This is a genomic window from Pontibacter toksunensis (assembly GCF_042686245.1).
Taxonomy (GTDB): domain Bacteria; phylum Bacteroidota; class Bacteroidia; order Cytophagales; family Hymenobacteraceae; genus Pontibacter; species Pontibacter toksunensis.
The window spans coordinates 31402-50148 of record NZ_JBHUOX010000014.1; the positions used below are offsets into that span (position 1 = coordinate 31402).

The following is an 18747-nucleotide window of genomic DNA, read 5'->3' on the forward strand; positions in this document are numbered from 1 at the left end:
ATAATGTGTTTAGGCGGGCTCTGCCTCTGGGCTAAGGTTGAGGGTGCGCAACTTGTCTGCTTTCAGGCTAGTAACCCCCACTACCACCAGCGTCATGATACCGCCGAAAAGCACAGCGGGCACCACCCCCATCAGCTTCGCTGTAAAGCCAGATTCAAATGCGCCAATCTCGTTTGAAGAGCCCACAAAAATGTTATTCACCGACGATACACGCCCTTTCAAATATTCCGGTGTGAGGGTATGAATGAGCGTGGAGCGGATTATGACGCTAATAGAATCAAAAGCACCGCTCAGCGCCAGCAATCCTAGCGAAAACCAGAAGTTAGTGGATAGCCCGAACAGGATAATGCACATCCCGAAGCCCGCAACAGACCACAGCATTTTTTTACCGGCATCCGCTTGCATGGGATGATAAGCCAGCAGCACCGCCATCAGCACCGAACCTACGGCAGGAGCAGCACGAAGGAAACCCAACCCCTGCGGACCTGCATCCAGAATATCAGACGCAAAGATAGGAAGCAAGGCAACTGCACCACCAAACAGCACCGCAAACAAATCCAGCGAAACAGCGCTCAAGATGATTTGGTTGCCAAACACAAACCTGATGCCGGAGCGCAGGCTCTCTTTCATATTCTGCGGGTTAATGTTCTCCGGCAATGGTTTGGCACCAATGAAAGCAAAAGCTGTCAGCGAGAGCAGCACAAGCACGGCGTCCGTAGCATAAGCGGCCGTTATACCTGCAAAGCCATAGATGAGGCCTCCCGCAGCCGGCCCTGCCAGCGATGCTGCCTGCCAGGTAGTGCTGCTCCACGTAATGGCATTGGCGTACAGCTGCTTGTTTGCCACCAACTGCGGCATAAACGAGAAAACGGCCGGCCCCATAAAACCCCGGGCTATCCCACTGATAAAAATAATGATATAGATAGGCAGGGTGCCGTACAGCGCCAGCACATTGCTCAGGTCCAGCGTAAAGAACAGAAGCGCCGCAGAGCATAGCAACAGTGCCGTTATGGCCACCACAATGATCTTTTTGCGTGATACCATGTCAGCTATGTAGCCGGCGTACAGCGATACAATGATGGATGGAATAGCCTCCGCCAGGCCAATCAACCCCAGCGAGAGCGGGTCCTGCGTTATGTCATAAATCTGCCACCCCACTATCACGGCCTGAATCTGCATAGCCAGTGTTATGCACAGCCGGGCCACTATGTATAAACGGTACTCCGGCAACCGGAGTACAGCGTACGGGTCGTGCTTGCCGCCTGCCTCTTTTTTCATGCTTCCTTTTTACTTTTAAGGGACAAAACTACAGCAAAGCCGGCAAAAAATTAGAAATATTATTTACTATAAAAATGTTGCAAATCTTATATTTATTTATAACTTCCATCTTTGTAAATCGCAAGCGGCCAAAGGCATAACGACCATGATTCCTGCCTGTTAAGATTTCATAATAGTTATACTTCTCTGGCTTAAGACAATTGAAACGTCTGGCTTTTTATTTACTTTTAAATGGATTACCCAAGCGCTGTCAATAGGACATAAGCATCCGTAAGAACTATTTCCGTCCTCGCTAGTTTCGATAGTGCCTAAAATGCCTGCCAATGATTATGAAGGATGAATTAGAACTGCCTTTCCTGCACATTTACCATCAGAAGGATCTGCGTGTGCTTTTTTTGCCGATGGCGTATGCCTGTCGATCTGCCCAGGTTCTCAGAAGGGTATATGGCTGCCCTGCAGTTTGCCGCTTCACGGGATGCCCGGTTCTGGCTGCACGACATCCGGCTGCGCAATACTTCCTGCGTAAACCAACGCAGTTGGTTTACAAACACGTTTGTGCCCGCCGCAAACAGCACCCTGAGCGGCAGCGTTTGTATAGCGTACCTTATGTCGCCGTTGCAGCGTGAGGGCCTGGTGCAGAAATCAGTATCAGCACTTGCACCTGTCAGGTATTCGGACCTGATGACGGTGCAGTATTTCACAAATGAACACGATGCGTTGGAGTGGCTAACGGAGTGCCGCTCTCAGGTTCTGGCTTAGTATTGGTTTCTTACCTTTATCAGCACCCCTCCTTTTTCATTTTCCGCTCAGTTCTGGCGGAAGGCAGGATGGACAAAAGGCAAACCACTGAAACAAATTAACTTAAAAATAAGTATAACATTTCCCATATCGCCTTTACTTCATATAAAAGAAAACACAGCTGCTCCCGCCTCTCTTAGGTAAAGGAAATATGAACTGAATATTACTCTAAGGTTATTTTAAGGCACCTGTATAATCTTTAGGTAAACAATACTTTTCTAAGGAAACACATATAATACCCATGCGTACCTCTAGTCTGGCATCGCAATATTTTTAAAACTTAAATGACGAACCAATGGAATTACTTGACATTCGAAATTTGCTGGAGAACATTGAGCGAAAGGTGTCTCAGCAGGAAATTACAACTGACGTAGCTGTAACAAAACTTATTAACACTGAAATAGCAAAAGCCATCAACCTAAAATATAAAAAGGAAAATGAGGTAGAGGAAGATGCCTTCAAGAACATCTCCTGCTCAACTGTGGAATGCTATATTGAGCATCTGAAAAAAGTAGAGGCTAAGCTTCAAACGCCAACCCATATTTCGGCCCAGTGCTCTCTTGTAGAAGAACGCGATATTAACCGTCGGCTGTTGCTTATCCTGAACCGCATTAAAGGTTACAGCAGAAGATAAACGTCCTTTTGTTAGTGTTCAATTTCATCCTTCGGCAAGATTCCTCAGCTCTTTCGAAGGATTTTTTATGCCCTCCAGTTTCCCAGCGGGAGCAACAGGCACACCTCCCTCACTTCCTCATCTTTTCCTGCTATTGCCCAACCCAGTTAAACGGAATGGCACCAACACGCAAAAGCACATAGCACCGCATTTAAAGCACGAACTATTCAAATCTGGTGCCCCGGCTAGAAGCACCTGCAAATGCTTTAGCTGTTTTAGAATCATGCTCAGTAAACCAATGTGTTAACAAATTTTGCGAAGGTGATGCAAATCATTTTTTGGCAGCATCTATGTACTAAAATTGCACCCTTAAAACTAAAGCAATCGCACTTAGTACTCTAAGGCGCCTGAAAGCTGTAACAACTTCAATGCTGTACTGATAAATCAGGGGAGAACGATATGAAGAAAGACATAGAAACAGAAGCAGACATTAAGCTGCTGGTAGACTCATTTTATGATACCGTAAACCAGGATGAGTTGCTCTCGCCTGTGTTTAATTCCTTCGCACAGGTAAACTGGCAAACTCACCTGCCGGTTATGTATAACTTCTGGAGCACTGTGCTTTTAGGAAACATGGCCTACAGGGGCCAGCCCTTCCCGAAACACCTGCGCCTGCCCATAGAAGCAAAACATTTTAACCGCTGGACCGAACTCTTCACAGACACAGTAGACACCCATTTTGAAGGCTGCAAAGCCACAGAAGCCAAACAAAAAGCCAGTAGCATTGCGCGGGTTTTCCAGATTAAGATGGGCCTGTTTGATGTAGTAGCTTAAGCCTTTATTTCAAGCATCTTTTAGCATTGCCCGAAGCGCCAGCAGGATAAGAGATTCCTGTTGGCGCTGTTTTTGTAGAGGATACACTATAAGGCGAAAGGCGGCTACAACGACAGGAGTATAAGAGAAGGTATAATTTTTTGATTTTTTTTTCATCATAGAAGGAAAAGCTATTGCACATGAAAAACGCATTCTCTATATTTGATTTACACTTCTGAAAAAATTTGTTCAAACTAGTAAACGCAACAATATGATATAAAGCTTTACGTTAACCTAATGTAGCTTTAAGATGAATACACATACCCAGCTGAGTGACTCTGCTTTGATATCACTCTATATCGCAGGTAACGAGAGTGCGTTTGAACAACTAGTTAACAGGCACAAGAACAAAGTTTACACGACAATATTTTTAATAGTAAAAGACTCGTACACTGCCGAGGATCTGCTGCAGGACGCTTTTATCAAGGCGATCCACACCATGAAAGGCGGCCGGTATAACGAGGAAGGTAAATTTTCTTCCTGGATTTGCCGTATTGCCCATAACCTGGCAATCGACCATTTCCGTAAAGAGAAAAGGAGCCCGATGATCACGCTGGAAGATGGCAGCAATGTGTTCAACAACATGTCTTTTTCGGAGGATTCTGCGGAGTCTCTCCAGATAAAAGAGGACACACATGCCCGCTTGCGCGAGCTTATCCAGACGTTGCCCCAAACGCAACGGGAAGTACTCATGATGCGGCATTACGCCGAAATGAGTTTCCAGGAGATAGCAGACGCTACCGGTGTGAGCATCAACACTGCCTTGGGTAGAATGCGCTATGCGCTGATAAACCTGAGGAAGAAGATGCTAAACAACAACATAGCGTATGATAACAACCTCTACTCAGAATGAGCTGATTCAGTATGTTTACAACGAGTTGGCAGAAGATGCTAATGAACAGCTGGAATTAGCATTAACGCAGGACTTGGAGCTGGCGGAAAGCTGCTCGGATTTGCTGATGATACAACAGTTGCTGGATGGTGCCTGCAAAGCGCCCCGTCAGCGTGCCATCGACAATATTTTAAATTACTCAAAAAACTTAAGTTTGCAGTCTTAACTGATTGCAAACTTTTTTTATGCAAAAGAAGGAACGCTACAAGCTCCTGATCGAGTATTTCACGCAGCATTTCCCGGAGCCTGAAACAGAACTGGCTTATAACAACCCCTATGAGCTGATTCTGGCGGTGGTGCTGAGTGCCCAGTGCACCGACAAGCGTGTGAACATGGTGACGCCCGCTCTTTTACAGGCCTACCCTACACCGGAGCATCTTGCCACCGCCACACCAGAAGATGTACTGCCATACATCAAGAGCATTTCTTACCCTAACAATAAGGCCAAGCACTTGGCAGGCCTAGCCAGGATGCTGGTGGAGCAGTTTAACTCCGAAGTGCCCAGCACCGTAGAGGAACTGGTAAAACTACCGGGTGTAGGCCGTAAAACAGCCAATGTCATTGTCTCTGTTATCTGGAACCAGCCTGCCATGGCCGTCGACACACATGTGTTCCGGGTGAGCAAGCGGTTAGGTTTGGTAACAAAAGCTTCCAAAACGCCTATGGAAGTAGAAAAGCAACTTGTGGCAAACCTGCCCCAGGAACTAGTGTCTAAAGCGCATCACTGGCTTATTCTGCATGGCCGCTACATCTGCGTTGCCCGCAGGCCTAAGTGCGAGGAATGCCCTCTCACCCACTTCTGCGCTTTTTTCCAGAAAAACTTCCCCAACATACCGGATGACCCGGAGAACAAACTTGGCGGGTAAAGCTAATATGCATTGAGAGAAGCAGCCTGTTGTGGAGTTACAGCCACAGCAGGCTGCTCCTTTTATGATAGGTTGTGTTGCTGCTGAATTTCATGAATGGCTTTTGCTACTCCACCTTATTTTTCCTTCTGCTCCCGATTTCGCATTCATAAGCAAATAGCCGAAAAGAAAAAATAATGAGACAAAGCCACTGGATTACCCGTAGTTTCTACTAATCACCCCTATACTTTAAAAGCTACTACCCTATGGCGAATAAACCGGACACACAGAGACTGTATAATGATGTGGAATTTTTGACTTCTCTTCAGCCCGCCCGCAGTTACCAGAACAAGCAATCTTTGGAAAAAGCATCGCGGCACATATTTGAGGAGCTTCACCAACTGGCTTTTGATAAAATTGAATACCAGGAGTTTACCGTAAGGGGCGGAGAAAAGTACCGGAATGTGTCTGCGCTGTACAAGGGGAGAAGCGAAGAGAGAATTATTATCGGGGCACACTATGACGTGTGCGGTGAGCAGCCCGGCGCAGACGACAACGCCAGTGCTGTGGCTGGCATGCTGGAAACGGCACGGCTTATACACCAACACCGGCAGAAAGAAGAGCTTTACTATACATTAGAGTTTGTTGGGTATTGCCTGGAGGAACCGCCTTTTTTCGGGACGGAAGAAATGGGAAGTGCGGTACATGCACGCCAGATGCTGAACGAAAAGGTGCCGGTAAAATATATGATTGCTTATGAGATGATAGGCTACTTCAGCGATGCCCCCAATTCTCAGAATTTCCCTGACCCCGCCCTGAAGAGCATGTTCCCGAGCACCGGTAACTTTATAGTTATCGCAGGCCATAGTTCGCAGAAAGAAGTAGCTGCAACACTGGCTGCCCGGATTCAGGAGCATTGCACCATTCCCGTGTTTCCGGTGGCCTTTCCGGTTACAGATGGCTTAGCAAACTTATCAGACCATAGGAATTATTCTAAACACGGCTACAATGCGGTGATGGTAAACAACACTTCTTTTCTGAGGAACCCGCACTACCACATGACTACAGACACAATTGATACACTGGACTTTGACAAAATGGGAGACGTGGTAAAGGGCGTCACAGGCATGCTGATTGCCATGAAGGAATAAAATAAATTGAACTTTTGTAGCTGATGTGCTCTGATTTAAGTTAAATTTCTGCTTATATTCAACGCAGCATTTATTCTACACCCTATTCGTTTTATGAGCAAACTTATCAATGTAGGCCTTGTTGGCTTTGGCATGTCCGGCAGCGTCTTCCATGCACCCTTCATCACCAATGTGCCAGGGCTTCACCTTTCTAAAATCAGGGAAACACGACCAGAAAACATTGCCGTTGCCAACGAGAGGTACCCGGAGGCTCAGATTGTTAATAATGTAAAAGCCATTTTTGAAGATGCTGCTATCGACCTGGTGGTGCTGGCCACGCCTAACAGCTCGCACTTAAGCCTGGCTAAAGAAGCCTTGAAGGCAGGCAAGCACGTAGTGGTGGAAAAACCCTTTACCGTTACCGCTGCCGAAGCAGACGAACTGATTGCATTGGCGGAGAAACAGGGCAGGCTCTTAACTGTGTACCAGAATCGCCGCTGGGACAGTGACTTCAAGACAATTCTGAAGTTAGTTTCAGAGAACCTTTTGGGAGACGTGGTGGAGTACGAGGCGCACTTTGACCGGTATCGTACTTTCCTGAAGCCCAACTCATGGAAAGAAGAGGATGCTCCCGGATCAGGTCTGTTGTACGACCTCGGTTCGCACCTGATAGACCAGGCGCTGTGCCTCTTTGGTATACCTTCTGAGGTTTCTGCAGATCTTCGCGCACAGCGGGAAGACAGTCAGATTATCGATAATTTTCACCTGATGCTGTACTACCCGAACCTGCGGGTAACCTTAAGAGCCGGTATGCTGGTTCGGGAACAGGGACCGCGCTACAAAATATACGGCGACAGAGGCTCTTTCCTAAAGTACGGTTTGGATGTGCAGGAAGCCGCTTTAAAAGCGGGTCAGTTTCCAAAAGGAAACGCTGACTGGGGTGTAGAACCGGAAGAAATCTGGGGCAAGCTAAACACGGATTTCGAAGGCCTGCACATCATCGGCAAAATAGAAAGTGAAGCTGGTGATTATTCTGCATTCTATCAAAATGTATACAGCGCTATTTTGGGTGATGAAGAACTGGAGGTAAGCCCGGACCAGGCACGTAACACTATCAGGGTGATAGAGTTAGCCATGCAAAGTCACAAGGAAAAAAGGACGATTAGATTTTCCTAAATCTATTATATTTATAGAGTAAATGCGCCACTTCATCTACTCTATAAAACTATGTTTATCGGTCATTTTGCTGCTGGCTTTGCAGGCAAAGCCGCAGCACCTAAAGCCTCGCTTGGCACATTGTTTCTGGCTACCCAGTTCCTGGATCTGCTCTGGCCTACACTGCTTCTCCTGAACCTAGAGCATGCCACCATCAACTCCGCTCCGGGCAAGCTTGTGCCACACCTTTACAAATTACCCCTTCTCACACAGCCTCCTGTTTGTGTTGGGCTGGGGGTTTTTGTTTGCGCTGGTGTACTGGCTCTTCCGGAAAGACATCAAAACTTCCGTCGTTTTGGGCTTGCTGGTGGTAAGCCATTGGCTCCTTGACCTGATTGTACATGTACCGGACCTCCCGCTTTACCCAGGCAGTTCACTGCTGCTAGGCTTTGGGCTTTGGAACTCTATCGCTGGCACACTGCTTCTGGAGGGGCTGTTGTTTTTGCTCGGCGTTTGGCTATACCTTCGCACCACATGGGCGGAGGCCAAAACTGGCTTATACTCCCTATGGGCTTTGATTATTTTCTTGGTTCTGGTACATGGGGCTAACTTGTTTGGTCCTCCGCCTCACAGTATGTCAGCTGTAGCCTGGGCGGGGCAGCTGCAGTGGCTATTTGTGGGTTGGGCCTACTGGGCAGACCGCAACAGAACTTCATCAGCTTTCAGGCCAAACACACTCGCAGGCTGAGCAACTCTACCTCAGAGTAATACTGGCAGATTGATTCTGTTCAGAACACAAGATAGTTTTACCGCACTACCTGCTCCAGCACCTCTTCGACCTGTAGCACCAGCTGCTGCCGGTCAAACAACTGTCGGGCTATGGTAGCACCACGTGCGCCTGCTGCCTGCAGTTCCTGCGGCTGTGCCAGCAACTCTTTTATTTCTTGAGCTATAACTGCGGGCTGCTCTGCAGGTGCAAACCAGCCACAGCTGTTATCTTCCAGAAACGTTTTTGTCCAGCCAGGATTCGTTACGAGCACCGGGGTACCGCTAGCCAGGCTATCATACATCTTCGCCGGAGAGTTGACAGCCATGATAGGCAGGTTATTAAAAGAAACAACAGAAAGGGCTGCCAGCTTAAACAGTTTGAAGATTTCGGTGCGGGGCTGTGGTGGCAAAAGCAACAAATTGGGCACCCGCTTCGCCAGCTCCTGCAGTTGTGGCTCATAAAAGCCAGCGCCTGCAAACACAAACTTTATTTGCTGCTCACCTGCCAGGCTTTCTATCACCTGTAGCATCGTGGCCATACCGTTTGCCCGGCCATAAGTGCCGGCATACAGCACTACCTGTTTGTCCTGTAGCTGGTATCTCTCCCGCAGCGCCTCCACGTCCTCTGGTTGCACGGCATCCACCATCTCCAGGTTAGTACCATTATAGTTAGTTGTGATCTTCTCCCTGCTAATGCCAAGACCGGCTACATAGTCTGTCATGTCCGGCGAAAGCGTTATAATATGGCTGGCACTGCGGTAGAGGCTCTTCTCCAACCTATACAAGCTCTTTTGCATCCACTTACTTTTTACAGCGCCCATGGCAATCGGAAAGCTGGGCCAGAGATCCTGCACCTCAAACACCCACGGCACCCCACGCAGCCTTGCCACCTGTGCTGCTACCCACGGCGTAGTGAGTGGCGTAGAAACAGCCCATATTACATCAGGCTTCTGCAGCTGCATGGTCATTCTAAAGGCACTGCCGGCAAAACCCACAAAAGATTTCAGCCGCTGCGCAATGCCCATTTTATTTTCGTAAGGCACGTGGCTCTCGTGAAGCTCTACTCCTGCCGGCACCCAGGTATGTTTGTCTGCTACGCACATTCTGCGCCACGCATCGCTGGCTACCAGACTAACCCGGTGCTTTTGGGCAAGGTACTGTAAAAAGGTATAGTGGCGGGAGGTAGCAGGGCAATCGGGGGTGTTGTGGTGCTGGTTTAGGACGGCAATGTGCATTAGAATTGTTTTATCGCTTGATTGTTAAATTTATGGTTGCTGCTCCTTTACACTGTATAGCTGCAACTTTACTGATGCCATTATATGTCAGCCATTTAACAATTCAGCAATTAAGTTATTTAACCATCAACAACCAAGCTTATCGCCGTCTCTCCGGCTTATACTTCGATTCGTTGAATATTTTCCTGTAGTCGGTCTCTGCCATCAACTCCTGCAGCGTTACATCCTGGTTTCGCTCCATGTATTTGCGCACAATCTGCCAGCCCACCCAGGCACCAATGCGGCCCGGCGCCGTTCCATCTATTTCAGGTGTGTTAGGGCGCTCGCCGATGTACTTATTTACCACAAAAGGGCTTTTCTCATACAGCAGGCTCTTCTCAATAAAATGCGCCCAGATGCGGCCCTCGTTGCGGTTTACATCTGCTATTTGCTGACTTGAGTAGCTGATAATAGCCGAGTCAGCCGTACATGGCAAAACCGTTTGCACAAAGTAATAGGCCTTGCCTATGTTCAGCATTTCCGCGAGAAGCGTTCTGTCAGAAGGGTCCGTCTGATTGTAGCGGTCAGAGAGCAGGAGCATAGCCGCTGGCACCATTTTCTCCCGCTCGTAACGGCTCAGGATGTAGTCATACACCTGCGGGCGGTAACTGGCAGTTTTACCTATAAAGTAATCCAAACCGAAAACAAATAAGGAATCCGATACAAATAAATCGTTCCCCATGCTTCCCAACCCCGTCACGAAGGTCTTCACCTGCGGCACATTAAACTCAGGGTAGTGATGCTTCACCACCTTAAACGCTGTCTCCAGTTGCTTCTCCTCCTCTTCCATTTCTCCGAAACGCTGCACAGCCTGCCGGGCCAGTGTATCCAGATTAGGGTTTGTAGCGAGTTCGTACAACGAAGAGAGTATGGGGGAGTCCGGGGGCTGGTTGCCAGCCTGTAAGTATTTATCAGCAAATTGCGGATTGGCTTTTAGAAAAGCTGCGATATCCTGTGTGGAAGCAGCGGCGAAAAATGGCTTTTCCAGCCGTTCAATTTCCACGTCAACGGGTATCCCGGCTATTTCATCAGGCAGCTCACAGCCTTTGTCGTCACAACCAAAAGCAAGAAGAAGTGTTAGTAGTAATAGAAATCTGTAATACATTGTTACGTATCTTTGTACAAAAATAAGGTGTTCGTTCGTATTACAGTAACACAAAGTATAATTTAACCACACTTATGAAGAAACTTACATTCCTCATGCTGTTTTTGGTCGCAGGTTTTTCAGCGATGGCACAGGTTGAGATCGGGCTGCAGGTGTCCCCAACTATAACCGGCAACCGCTTTATTGCAGAAGACAGGTACAATTTTGAGAAAGAGAGCAGCAACCTGAGGCTCGGTGTTGGAGTAATAGCAGACTACTTCTTTGCGCAGAACTATGCTTTTAGCTCCGGTTTATTCTACAGGAGCAAAGGCGCAGAAATCTCCTACACTTACACCCGTGAGACCGATGGCTCGTCTGTTACCACCAAAGGCCAAGACGATATTAATCTGCAATACATTGAATTGCCTGTAACACTGAAGCTCTTCACTAACGAACTAGCCCCTGGCACTATTGCTTACTTCCAGGTTGGCGGCTCCCTGAACACTAAAGTTGCTGCCCAGGTAAACAACAAAAAAGTTATCAACGGCGAAAAAGTATCAAAACGGTTTAACCTTTTTGAGGCTGATGCCTTGATTGGCGGAGGTGCTGAGTTTCAGCTTGGCCAGAGTACGAAGCTTTTTGGCGGTCTTACCTATCACCGTGGCCTTACTGACATTGACGATTACTATGAAGAACAGCTTGGCGACAAAAACATATCTGTTAAGAACAACGGCGTTTCCATTGATTTTGGCGTGAAGTTCTAAGCCAGAGCTACACCAGAGGCAACAAAAAAGCCGCTCCGAAATTCATCGGAGCGGCTTTTTCTTTACATTATATTTTAAACTTCATCAGCTACTACGCTTACATCTGCCAGTGCAGCACGCAGTTCGATTTCCTCGCCTCTGTCGTCCATCACTTTAAAATCCATGATGCCCAGCGAGGTGTCTTTTACAAGAGTTACCCACTTAAAGTATTTAAAGAACCACTTCATTTGCCTCGACATTATCCCCTTTGTATAGTAGGTATACAAAAACGGATGCAGGTACAGCGTCAGGCTCTTATGGTTGTGGCTGGTCAGCAGGTCGTCTACCGCTGCCTCAATTTCATCTGTCACCAGTATACTGGCTGTTATTTTACCGGTGCCGTTGCAGGTAGGGCAAACTTCCCCGGTCACAATGTTTTGTTCAGGCCTTACACGCTGTCTTGTAATCTGCATCAGGCCGAATTTTGAGATGGGGAGTACCGTGGATCTGGAACGATCCCGCTTCATTTCCTCCTTTACAACCTCAAATACTTTCTGGCGGTTTTCCGGAGACTTCATATCGATGAAGTCCACTACAATGATACCACCTATATCCCGGAGGCGCATCTGGCGGGCCACTTCTTTGGCTGCCGTCATGTTCACGTTCAGCGCGGTTGCCTCCTGATCGGTTTCGGTATTGGATTTGTTCCCACTGTTAACATCTACAACGTGCAGTGCTTCGGTGTGCTCTATCACCAGGTATCCGCCACCTGGTATGGTCACTGTTTTGCCGAAGGCAGACTTTAGCTGCTTCTCAATGTTAAAATGTTCAAAGGTCTTGGTTTTACCAGTATAATGCTTCAGAATGTTTAACCTATCCGGTGCAATACTACTGATGTATGCCTTGATGTCGTCATAGAGTGTCGTGTCGTCCACTACTATGCTGTCAAAGCTCTCGTTTAATAAATCCCTCAAGATGGATGAAGAACGGTTCAGCTCACCAATTACTTTGTCATTGGGTTTTGCTATTCTAAGCGTCTTAAAGCCTTCCTCCCAGTTTTCGAGCATGTTGCGCAGGTCTCTGTCGAGTTCTGCCACATCACGTCCCTCTGCCACCGTCCTGATGATGACGCCAAAGTTCTCTGGCTTAATGGAGGTGATGAGTCGCTTCAGGCGTGTGCGCTCTTCCTTGCTGACGATTTTCTTGGACACACTTACCGTGTTTGAGAACGGCACGAGGACCAGGTATCGGCCAGCCAGCGATATTTCGCAGGAAAGGCGCGGCCCCTTGGTTGAAATTGGCTCTTTTACGATTTGCACCAACAGCTGCTGCCCTTTTTTGAGGACATCAGCCATCTTACCGAGTTTATCTATCTCGGGCTCAAACTTTATCTGGTTGAGCTTTGGTGAAGCGTTCTTCTGTGTTTGCGCTGCTTTAACGTATTTGTTCAGTGTTCTCACATTCGCTCCCAGATCATGGTAATGCAGAAATGCATCCTTCTGGTAGCCAATGTCAATAAAAGCAGCGTTCAGGCCAGGCATCACTTTTTTTACAGTACCCAGGAAAATATCACCTACAATGTAGTCCGTGTCTTTCGACTCGAAGTGATACTCTACCAGGCGTTTGTCCTGTAAAAGCGCAATGCGTTCCCCATCTTGAGTAGAATTGATAATCAGTTCGTTACTCAATTTTTCTCAAATGGTTATTTAGGATGTATAAGACCAAAGCCCACTTTTGCAAAGCAAAGTGGGCCTTAACTACATAGAAGGAATTACTTCTTCTTATGTCTGTTTTTTCTTAAGCGCTTCTTTCTCTTGTGAGTAGCAATTTTATGTCTTTTTCTTTTCTTTCCGCAAGGCATAGTCTTGTAGTTTTTTTGTTATATAAAATAATTTCTTTGATTCGTTAGTTCAGCTTTGCCAGGTACTCGTCTACGGAGGCTGCCAGTGCCGGGTCGCTGCTCATGCCTTTCACTTTGTTAAACAAGGCTTTGGCTTCTTCAGATTCCCCTGTCTCTGCCAACGACACCGCTAAGTAGAAGGTTCCCTCTAAATGTGACGGGTTAACAGACACAAGCTTCCGGAAGCGCTCCGCAGCCTTGTCGTACTGCCTGGACTGGATTGAAAGGATACCGAGGTTAAAAAGTGCCTTCTCGTTATTTGGGTCTGATGCAATCACCTCCCGCAACAGCATAATTCCCTGCATTGGGTTAGTGCTGGCAACGTAAGTCATCGCCGTGTTTGTTTTTGCATCAAGCTCCGAAGGATTATTCTTCAGCACCTGCTCATACATTTCCCGTGCCTTGGCACCCAGTTCAACAGCACGGTCCTGCGTAGCCGCAAAGGTAAATGCCTCATAATACGCGTCGCCGGCTTTCTTGTAGCTTTTTTCGCCTCCGCGAACTTCCGCTGCAATCTCATAATAATAACCTGCACTGTCGTACTTACTGGCAGCAGCATAAGCCTCTCCCAGTTCTGAAGCCAGCTGCGTACGCGCCTGATCGTCTGTTGCTTTGTTATACCTGGCACGTGTTGTAGCCAGCTCCATCAGTTGCTCAGGCGTGGCGGGTGTGTGCACATCGGCTGTGGCGCCTTCGCCGGCCCCATGGTCATGGCCATCATCTTCTGAGTGGCCTTCGGGAGTGGTGGCAGCTGCGGTTTCGCCTTTGGCAAAGTTACCTTGGTCTTCTTTGTTAACAACCACTTTAGGCAAAAAGAACATGACAGCTACCAACACGATGGCTGCAACAACTATCAATATTTGTAACCGTGACATTCTTTTTACCTAAAGGGTGTATTCTGATTTAAATAAATTTAGATCAGCAAAGATACAAAAAATTAAGAATGAGCTAACTCCTGAATTTTTTTGCTGTTTTTGATCTTCTGGATAAAGGTCTTCGAGGGCTTGAAGCTTGGAATAAAGTGCTCGTCGATGATAATGGACGTGTTCTTAGAAATGTTACGAGCTACTTTTTTTGCACGCTTCTTGTTCACAAAGCTACCAAAACCGCGCACGTAGATGTTGTTACCATCGGCCATAGAATCTTTGATCACTTTGAAAAAAGCCTCTACTGTAGCCTGTACATCCGCCTTATCAATCCCTGTTTTATCAGCAACTTCTGATATTACTTCTGCTTTAGTCACTTTCTTAGTTTTTTATAATTTAATAATATGATAATTTTCAATTTCTTAAGACCAGCGCCAACGTTCGCTTCGTCATTTTCGGGGCACAAAGGTAAATTTACTTTTTGACAAGTAAAAGCATTACCTATAAATTATTAGACCCTCATACGCACGGCTTTAGCCTTCCGAAATACCTGCTTCAGCCACTGGCACCACCCTTAAACGCGGTTCAAAGGTTTATATTTTAGCCTGAGGCAGTATATATCAGTGTTGCACCACTAGTAAACATTCCCGTCCTTTGGCCTGTTTCACCAATTCAAAACCTTTGTACTTATCCCTTAACCATGGCTACTCCTGCCCAGGCTTTTTTCGCTAAAACGCTGCTTCGCTGGTATGAGCAGCACAAGCGCTCCTTGCCGTGGCGAGACACCACCAATCCATATTATATCTGGCTGTCAGAAGTTATTCTGCAGCAGACGCGCGTAGCGCAGGGCCTGCCATATTACCATAAATTTGTGGCCGCCTATCCTACAGTGCAGGAACTGGCAGCTGCCCCCGAAGACGAAGTGCTGCGCCTGTGGCAGGGGTTGGGCTATTACTCCAGGGCCCGTAACATGCACCACACTGCCATAATCGTTACAGACGAACTCAACGGTCAATTTCCGAACAACTACGAGGCCCTACTCAAATTAAAAGGCATTGGGAGCTATACTGCCGCTGCCATTGCGGCTTTTGCTTTTAAAGAGCAGGTGGCGGTGCTGGACGGAAACGTGTTCCGGGTGCTGTCCCGCGTGTTTGGCATCTCCGATGACATTGTAGTACCGGCCTCCCGTAAAGTTTTCCAGAAGCTGGCAGATGGCCTGGTGCCCGCCGATGCCCCCGACACCTACAACCAGGCCATTATGGAGTTCGGCGCCATACAATGCACGCCTGTTATGCCCGACTGCCTGTTCTGCCCGCTGCAGCAAAGCTGCTTTGCTTTTAACAATGGCATGGTGCAGGAACTACCGGTAAAAAAGAAAGCAAAAGCAGCGCGTCCTCGCTACTTCCACTACATTGTGCTGGAGCACGAGGGAGCTTTTTACCTGCGCAAGCGGCTGGAGGGGGACATCTGGCAAGGCCTGTATGACTTTTATCTTTATGAGAGCGCGAATAAGAACCTGCCGCTGGAAACGCTGGTGCAGGAGCTACAGCAGGCAGGTCTGGACGTGGACCTGGAGCACATCCAACCTCCTTTAAAAGACTACAAGCATATCCTGAGCCACCAAAAAATCACGGCGCGTTTTTACCGGATCAGGCTTCATTCTCGTTTGAAAGAAGAGGTACTGAAAGAGACAAGAGTTGCTCTTTTTGACGTTGAAAAAATAGAGGCACTTCCGAAGCCAGTATTGATAAATAGCTATTTGAAAGAAGCAAAGATTTTGGTATATTTATAGACTGAAACTATTTGTATACCCAAAAGCATTATCAGTTTTAGTAAGCCATATTGCCTCCAGCTTGGTTGCTGGAGTAGCCCATTTAACTTAATATTATCGTAAAAAGACATGGCAAGTGTTAACAAAGTGATTTTGATTGGAAACCTGGGCAAAGACCCTGAAGTACGTCACTTAGAAGGCGGTGTAGCTGTCGCCCGTTTCCCAATGGCTACCTCTGAGAGCTTTAAAGACAAAAGCGGCCAGAAGCAGGAAAGGACAGAATGGCACAACATTGTTGTGTGGAGAGGTTTGGCCGAAGTGGCCGAAAAGTACCTGAAGAAAGGTAACTCTGTCTACATCGAAGGAAGGCTCAGAACAAACAATTACCAGGACAAAGACGGCATCCAGCGTTACAGCACAGAGATTGTTGCTGACAACATGACCATGTTAGGTGGCCGCAGTGACAATGACAATAGCAACAGCGGTGGTGGCTCTTTCAAAGAGGCGTCTACATCTTCTGCCTCCTCTTCAGGCGGCAACTACAGCGGTGGGGCATCAGCCTCCGCAGGCGGAGCATCCGCTTTCCAGAACGACGAGCCAGACGATTTGCCGTTCTAACCTATGTTTCACTAAACAAATAGATCTTGGACAGTTTAGATTCCGGAGACCCCCTGAGTTATAGTTTACTTCAGATACTACAAAGTTCGCTTACACAACTCAGATTTGAATACATTGCCGCCATACTGGCCGGCGCTATTTTATTGCTGCTCTCTGCCCTCATATCGGGGGCAGAGGCAGCTTTCTTCTCTCTCTCAGAGCAGGAACTGGAGAAATGCAAAAACAGCAAGTTGCCCACAGAGCGACGTGTTTACCAGCTCCTGCAGAACCCCCGCAAGCTTCTTACCACCATCCTTATTCTGAACAACGGCATTAATGTGAGCATCATTATGCTGTTTGCCTATGTAGCCTGGCAGGTGTTTGGTACAAAGTCGTTACCTGCAGGTGTGATGGCGGCCTGTATGCTGTTTGCTACTTTCTTTATCGTGTTCTGTGGTGAGGTGCTCCCGAAGGTATATGTCCAGAAAAGACGGCTGAGCATCCTGACCAGAACTGCTTCTGTGCTGCACCGCCTTGAAGAACCTATCCGCCCATTCTCGTGGCTGCTCATGTCCATTAGCGGCTATCTCGAGAAGCACTACATGGTCAATGGCTACAACCAGACCATCGAAGACCTGCACCAAAGCCTGGATTTAGCTTTATCCAACGAGGAAACATCGCCGGAAGAACGCAGGATTCTGCGTGGCGTCGTAAACTTCGGTTCTATTACGGTAAAGCAAATCATGCGCCCCCGCATGGATGTGAATGCTTTCAGCAGCTGTATGACGCTGCCTGAACTGCTGCCTTTGATTGTGCAATGGGGTTACTCCAGGGTTCCTGTATCTACAGTTAGTAACGACCGTATTGAGGGCATCCTCTATGTTAAGGACTTGCTCCCCCACCTGAACAAGGGCGCAGACTTTAATTGGCAGCAACTGGTGCGGCCGCCTTTCTTTGTTCCGGAAAACAAGCGTATTTCTGCCCTGTTCCAGGAGTTTAAGGCCAAGCACGTGCACATGGCAATCGTGGTAAACGAGTATGGCGCCACCTCCGGCTTGCTCACTCTGGAAGACATTGTGGAGGAAATTGTGGGCGAAATAAACGATGAGTATGACGACGACGATGATATTATCTATTCTCAACTCGATGAAAATACTTATATCTTTGATGGCAAGACATCGCTGCACGACTTTTGCAAGATAGCGGAAGTACCTTTCGATGCTTTTAATGAGGTAAAAGGGGAGAATGAAACTGTAGCCGGACTGATGCTGGCGCTGTTCTCCCGTATTCCGCGCGTTGGCGAGGAAGCATCCTACGGTCAATTTCATTTCACCGTGGAGTCGGCGGACTTTAAGCGAGTAAAACGAGTTAAGATAAATGTCGCAAGTAAAAAAGAGCACTACCAGAAAGTCAGCTAAGCTACAAGTGTTCTTGTGGGCCTGTCTGGCAACGGCCATGGCAGCCTGCGGAGCAGCAGAGTATACCCCAAAACCAAAAGGATTCAACCGCATTGACCTTCCAAAGACGGCTTATCAGCCGCTGGAGGAAACACACCCGTATACCTTTGAGTTTTCGGAGCACGCCAAAATACGCCCTGACTCGTCGGGTATTGCGCAACCGCATTGGATAAACATCATCTACCCAAGCCTGGGAGCCAACGTGCAGCTCACATACAAAGGCATTAACAGCGAAAAGATGCTGAATGACCTGATGGAAGACTCCCGTAAACTGACGGCAAAGCACCAGATCAAAGCATACGCTATTGAAGAAAGCCAGATAAAAACGCCTGCAGGCGATGTTGCTTCTGTTTTTGAGCTGGAAGGCGAAGTACCGAGTCAGTTCCAGTTTTATGTAACTGATTCTACGAAGCACTTCCTGCGCGGGGCCTTATACTTCCGCACCGCCACACAAAACGATTCACTGGCCCCGATCATCGAGTATGTAAAGAAAGACATCGTGCACCTGCTGAACACGCTGGAGTGGAAGGAAAGGCAGTAGCGATTTGAGATAAGAGATAAATACGCCCTCTATTGTTTCGCCGTTGTTGGTGTTTTCACCAACAACTTTTGTTTGCAGTGGCCCATGTGTTGTTGGTGAAAACACCAACAACGGCAGAATAACATCCACAACTATAAAATCTGAACAGCTTCCTGAATAGAG

General features: G+C 47.6%; 21 protein-coding genes. 14 read left to right on the forward strand and 7 right to left on the reverse strand.

Annotation, left to right across the window (positions count from 1 at the left end):
- Nucleotides 1-9 precede the first annotated feature (9 nt).
- A complete protein-coding gene (locus ACFS7Z_RS17390; protein ID WP_377487287.1) occupies nt 10-1278 on the reverse strand; it encodes an MFS transporter in 1269 nt (422 codons plus the stop codon).
- A gap of 408 nt (nt 1279-1686) precedes the next feature.
- Between ACFS7Z_RS17390 and ACFS7Z_RS17395 the strand changes: the two genes are divergently transcribed.
- From ACFS7Z_RS17395 to ACFS7Z_RS17405, 3 genes are all read left to right on the forward strand, one after another.
- Nucleotides 1687-2037 carry a hypothetical protein gene (locus ACFS7Z_RS17395; RefSeq protein WP_377487289.1) on the forward strand — a complete coding sequence of 117 codons (351 nt, stop codon included), beginning with the start codon at nt 1687-1689 and terminating at the stop codon, nt 2035-2037.
- Between the two features lie 334 nt (nt 2038-2371).
- On the forward strand, nt 2372-2710 hold the full coding sequence (locus tag ACFS7Z_RS17400; protein WP_377487291.1) for a hypothetical protein: 339 nt from the start codon (nt 2372-2374) through the stop codon (nt 2708-2710).
- A gap of 438 nt (nt 2711-3148) precedes the next feature.
- Nucleotides 3149-3523, forward strand: coding sequence for a group III truncated hemoglobin (locus ACFS7Z_RS17405; protein WP_377487293.1), 375 nt, complete (start codon nt 3149-3151; stop codon nt 3521-3523).
- Between the two features lie 9 nt (nt 3524-3532).
- Here the strand turns inward: ACFS7Z_RS17405 and ACFS7Z_RS17410 are convergent, their stop codons facing one another.
- A complete protein-coding gene (locus ACFS7Z_RS17410; protein ID WP_377487295.1) occupies nt 3533-3682 on the reverse strand; it encodes a hypothetical protein in 150 nt (49 codons plus the stop codon).
- A gap of 130 nt (nt 3683-3812) precedes the next feature.
- Between ACFS7Z_RS17410 and ACFS7Z_RS17415 the strand changes: the two genes are divergently transcribed.
- From ACFS7Z_RS17415 to ACFS7Z_RS17440, 6 genes are all read left to right on the forward strand, one after another.
- Nucleotides 3813-4415, forward strand: a complete 603-nt coding sequence (locus tag ACFS7Z_RS17415) for an RNA polymerase sigma factor (protein WP_377487297.1) — start codon at nt 3813-3815, stop codon at nt 4413-4415.
- Complete coding sequence (locus ACFS7Z_RS17420; protein ID WP_377487299.1) at nt 4390-4620, forward strand: hypothetical protein; 231 nt, start codon at nt 4390-4392, stop codon at nt 4618-4620. The genes ACFS7Z_RS17415 and ACFS7Z_RS17420 overlap by 26 nt, the downstream gene beginning before the upstream one ends.
- Nucleotides 4621-4639: 19 nt before the next feature.
- Complete coding sequence (nth, locus tag ACFS7Z_RS17425) at nt 4640-5320, forward strand: endonuclease III (protein WP_377487301.1); 681 nt, start codon at nt 4640-4642, stop codon at nt 5318-5320.
- Between the two features lie 245 nt (nt 5321-5565).
- Nucleotides 5566-6450, forward strand: a complete 885-nt coding sequence (locus ACFS7Z_RS17430; RefSeq protein WP_377487303.1) for a M28 family peptidase — start codon at nt 5566-5568, stop codon at nt 6448-6450.
- Nucleotides 6451-6543: 93 nt separating this feature from the next.
- The gene (locus tag ACFS7Z_RS17435) at nt 6544-7605 is read left to right on the forward strand and encodes an oxidoreductase (protein WP_377487305.1); all 1062 of its coding nucleotides are present in this window, start codon (nt 6544-6546) and stop codon (nt 7603-7605) included.
- Between the two features lie 184 nt (nt 7606-7789).
- The gene (locus tag ACFS7Z_RS17440) at nt 7790-8332 is read left to right on the forward strand and encodes a metal-dependent hydrolase (protein WP_377487307.1); all 543 of its coding nucleotides are present in this window, start codon (nt 7790-7792) and stop codon (nt 8330-8332) included.
- 58 nt (nt 8333-8390) lie between these two features.
- Here the strand turns inward: ACFS7Z_RS17440 and ACFS7Z_RS17445 are convergent, their stop codons facing one another.
- A complete protein-coding gene (locus ACFS7Z_RS17445) occupies nt 8391-9587 on the reverse strand; it encodes a glycosyltransferase family 4 protein (RefSeq protein ID WP_377487309.1) in 1197 nt (398 codons plus the stop codon).
- 139 nt (nt 9588-9726) lie between these two features.
- Nucleotides 9727-10731, reverse strand: a complete 1005-nt coding sequence (gene gldB / locus ACFS7Z_RS17450) for a gliding motility lipoprotein GldB (RefSeq protein WP_377487311.1) — start codon at nt 10729-10731, stop codon at nt 9727-9729.
- Between the two features lie 74 nt (nt 10732-10805).
- On the opposite strand from gldB, the gene ACFS7Z_RS17455 reads away from it, so the two are divergent.
- Nucleotides 10806-11474: a porin family protein gene (locus ACFS7Z_RS17455; RefSeq protein WP_377487313.1), complete on the forward strand. Its 669-nt coding sequence runs from the start codon at nt 10806-10808 to the stop codon at nt 11472-11474.
- Between the two features lie 74 nt (nt 11475-11548).
- Here the strand turns inward: ACFS7Z_RS17455 and ACFS7Z_RS17460 are convergent, their stop codons facing one another.
- The 3 genes from ACFS7Z_RS17460 to ACFS7Z_RS17470 form a co-directional block, all read right to left on the reverse strand.
- Nucleotides 11549-13141 carry an Rne/Rng family ribonuclease gene (locus ACFS7Z_RS17460; RefSeq protein ID WP_377487315.1) on the reverse strand — a complete coding sequence of 531 codons (1593 nt, stop codon included), beginning with the start codon at nt 13139-13141 and terminating at the stop codon, nt 11549-11551.
- Between the two features lie 217 nt (nt 13142-13358).
- On the reverse strand, nt 13359-14228 hold the full coding sequence (locus tag ACFS7Z_RS17465; protein ID WP_377487317.1) for a tetratricopeptide repeat protein: 870 nt from the start codon (nt 14226-14228) through the stop codon (nt 13359-13361).
- 62 nt (nt 14229-14290) lie between these two features.
- Entirely contained in the window at nt 14291-14596 is a 306-nt protein-coding gene (locus ACFS7Z_RS17470) for an HU family DNA-binding protein (RefSeq protein ID WP_115566595.1), read from the reverse strand.
- A gap of 323 nt (nt 14597-14919) precedes the next feature.
- Between ACFS7Z_RS17470 and mutY the strand changes: the two genes are divergently transcribed.
- The 4 genes from mutY (at nt 14920) to gldD (ending at nt 18585) form a co-directional block, all read left to right on the forward strand.
- Entirely contained in the window at nt 14920-16011 is a 1092-nt protein-coding gene (gene mutY, locus ACFS7Z_RS17475) for an A/G-specific adenine glycosylase (protein WP_377487320.1), read from the forward strand.
- Between the two features lie 108 nt (nt 16012-16119).
- The gene (locus tag ACFS7Z_RS17480; protein WP_377487322.1) at nt 16120-16608 is read left to right on the forward strand and encodes a single-stranded DNA-binding protein; all 489 of its coding nucleotides are present in this window, start codon (nt 16120-16122) and stop codon (nt 16606-16608) included.
- A gap of 26 nt (nt 16609-16634) precedes the next feature.
- A complete protein-coding gene (gene gldE / locus ACFS7Z_RS17485; protein ID WP_377487324.1) occupies nt 16635-18005 on the forward strand; it encodes a gliding motility-associated protein GldE in 1371 nt (456 codons plus the stop codon).
- Nucleotides 17965-18585, forward strand: a complete 621-nt coding sequence (gene gldD, locus ACFS7Z_RS17490; protein ID WP_377487325.1) for a gliding motility lipoprotein GldD — start codon at nt 17965-17967, stop codon at nt 18583-18585. The genes gldE and gldD overlap by 41 nt, the downstream gene beginning before the upstream one ends.
- The last annotated feature ends 162 nt before the right edge of the window (nt 18586-18747 follow it).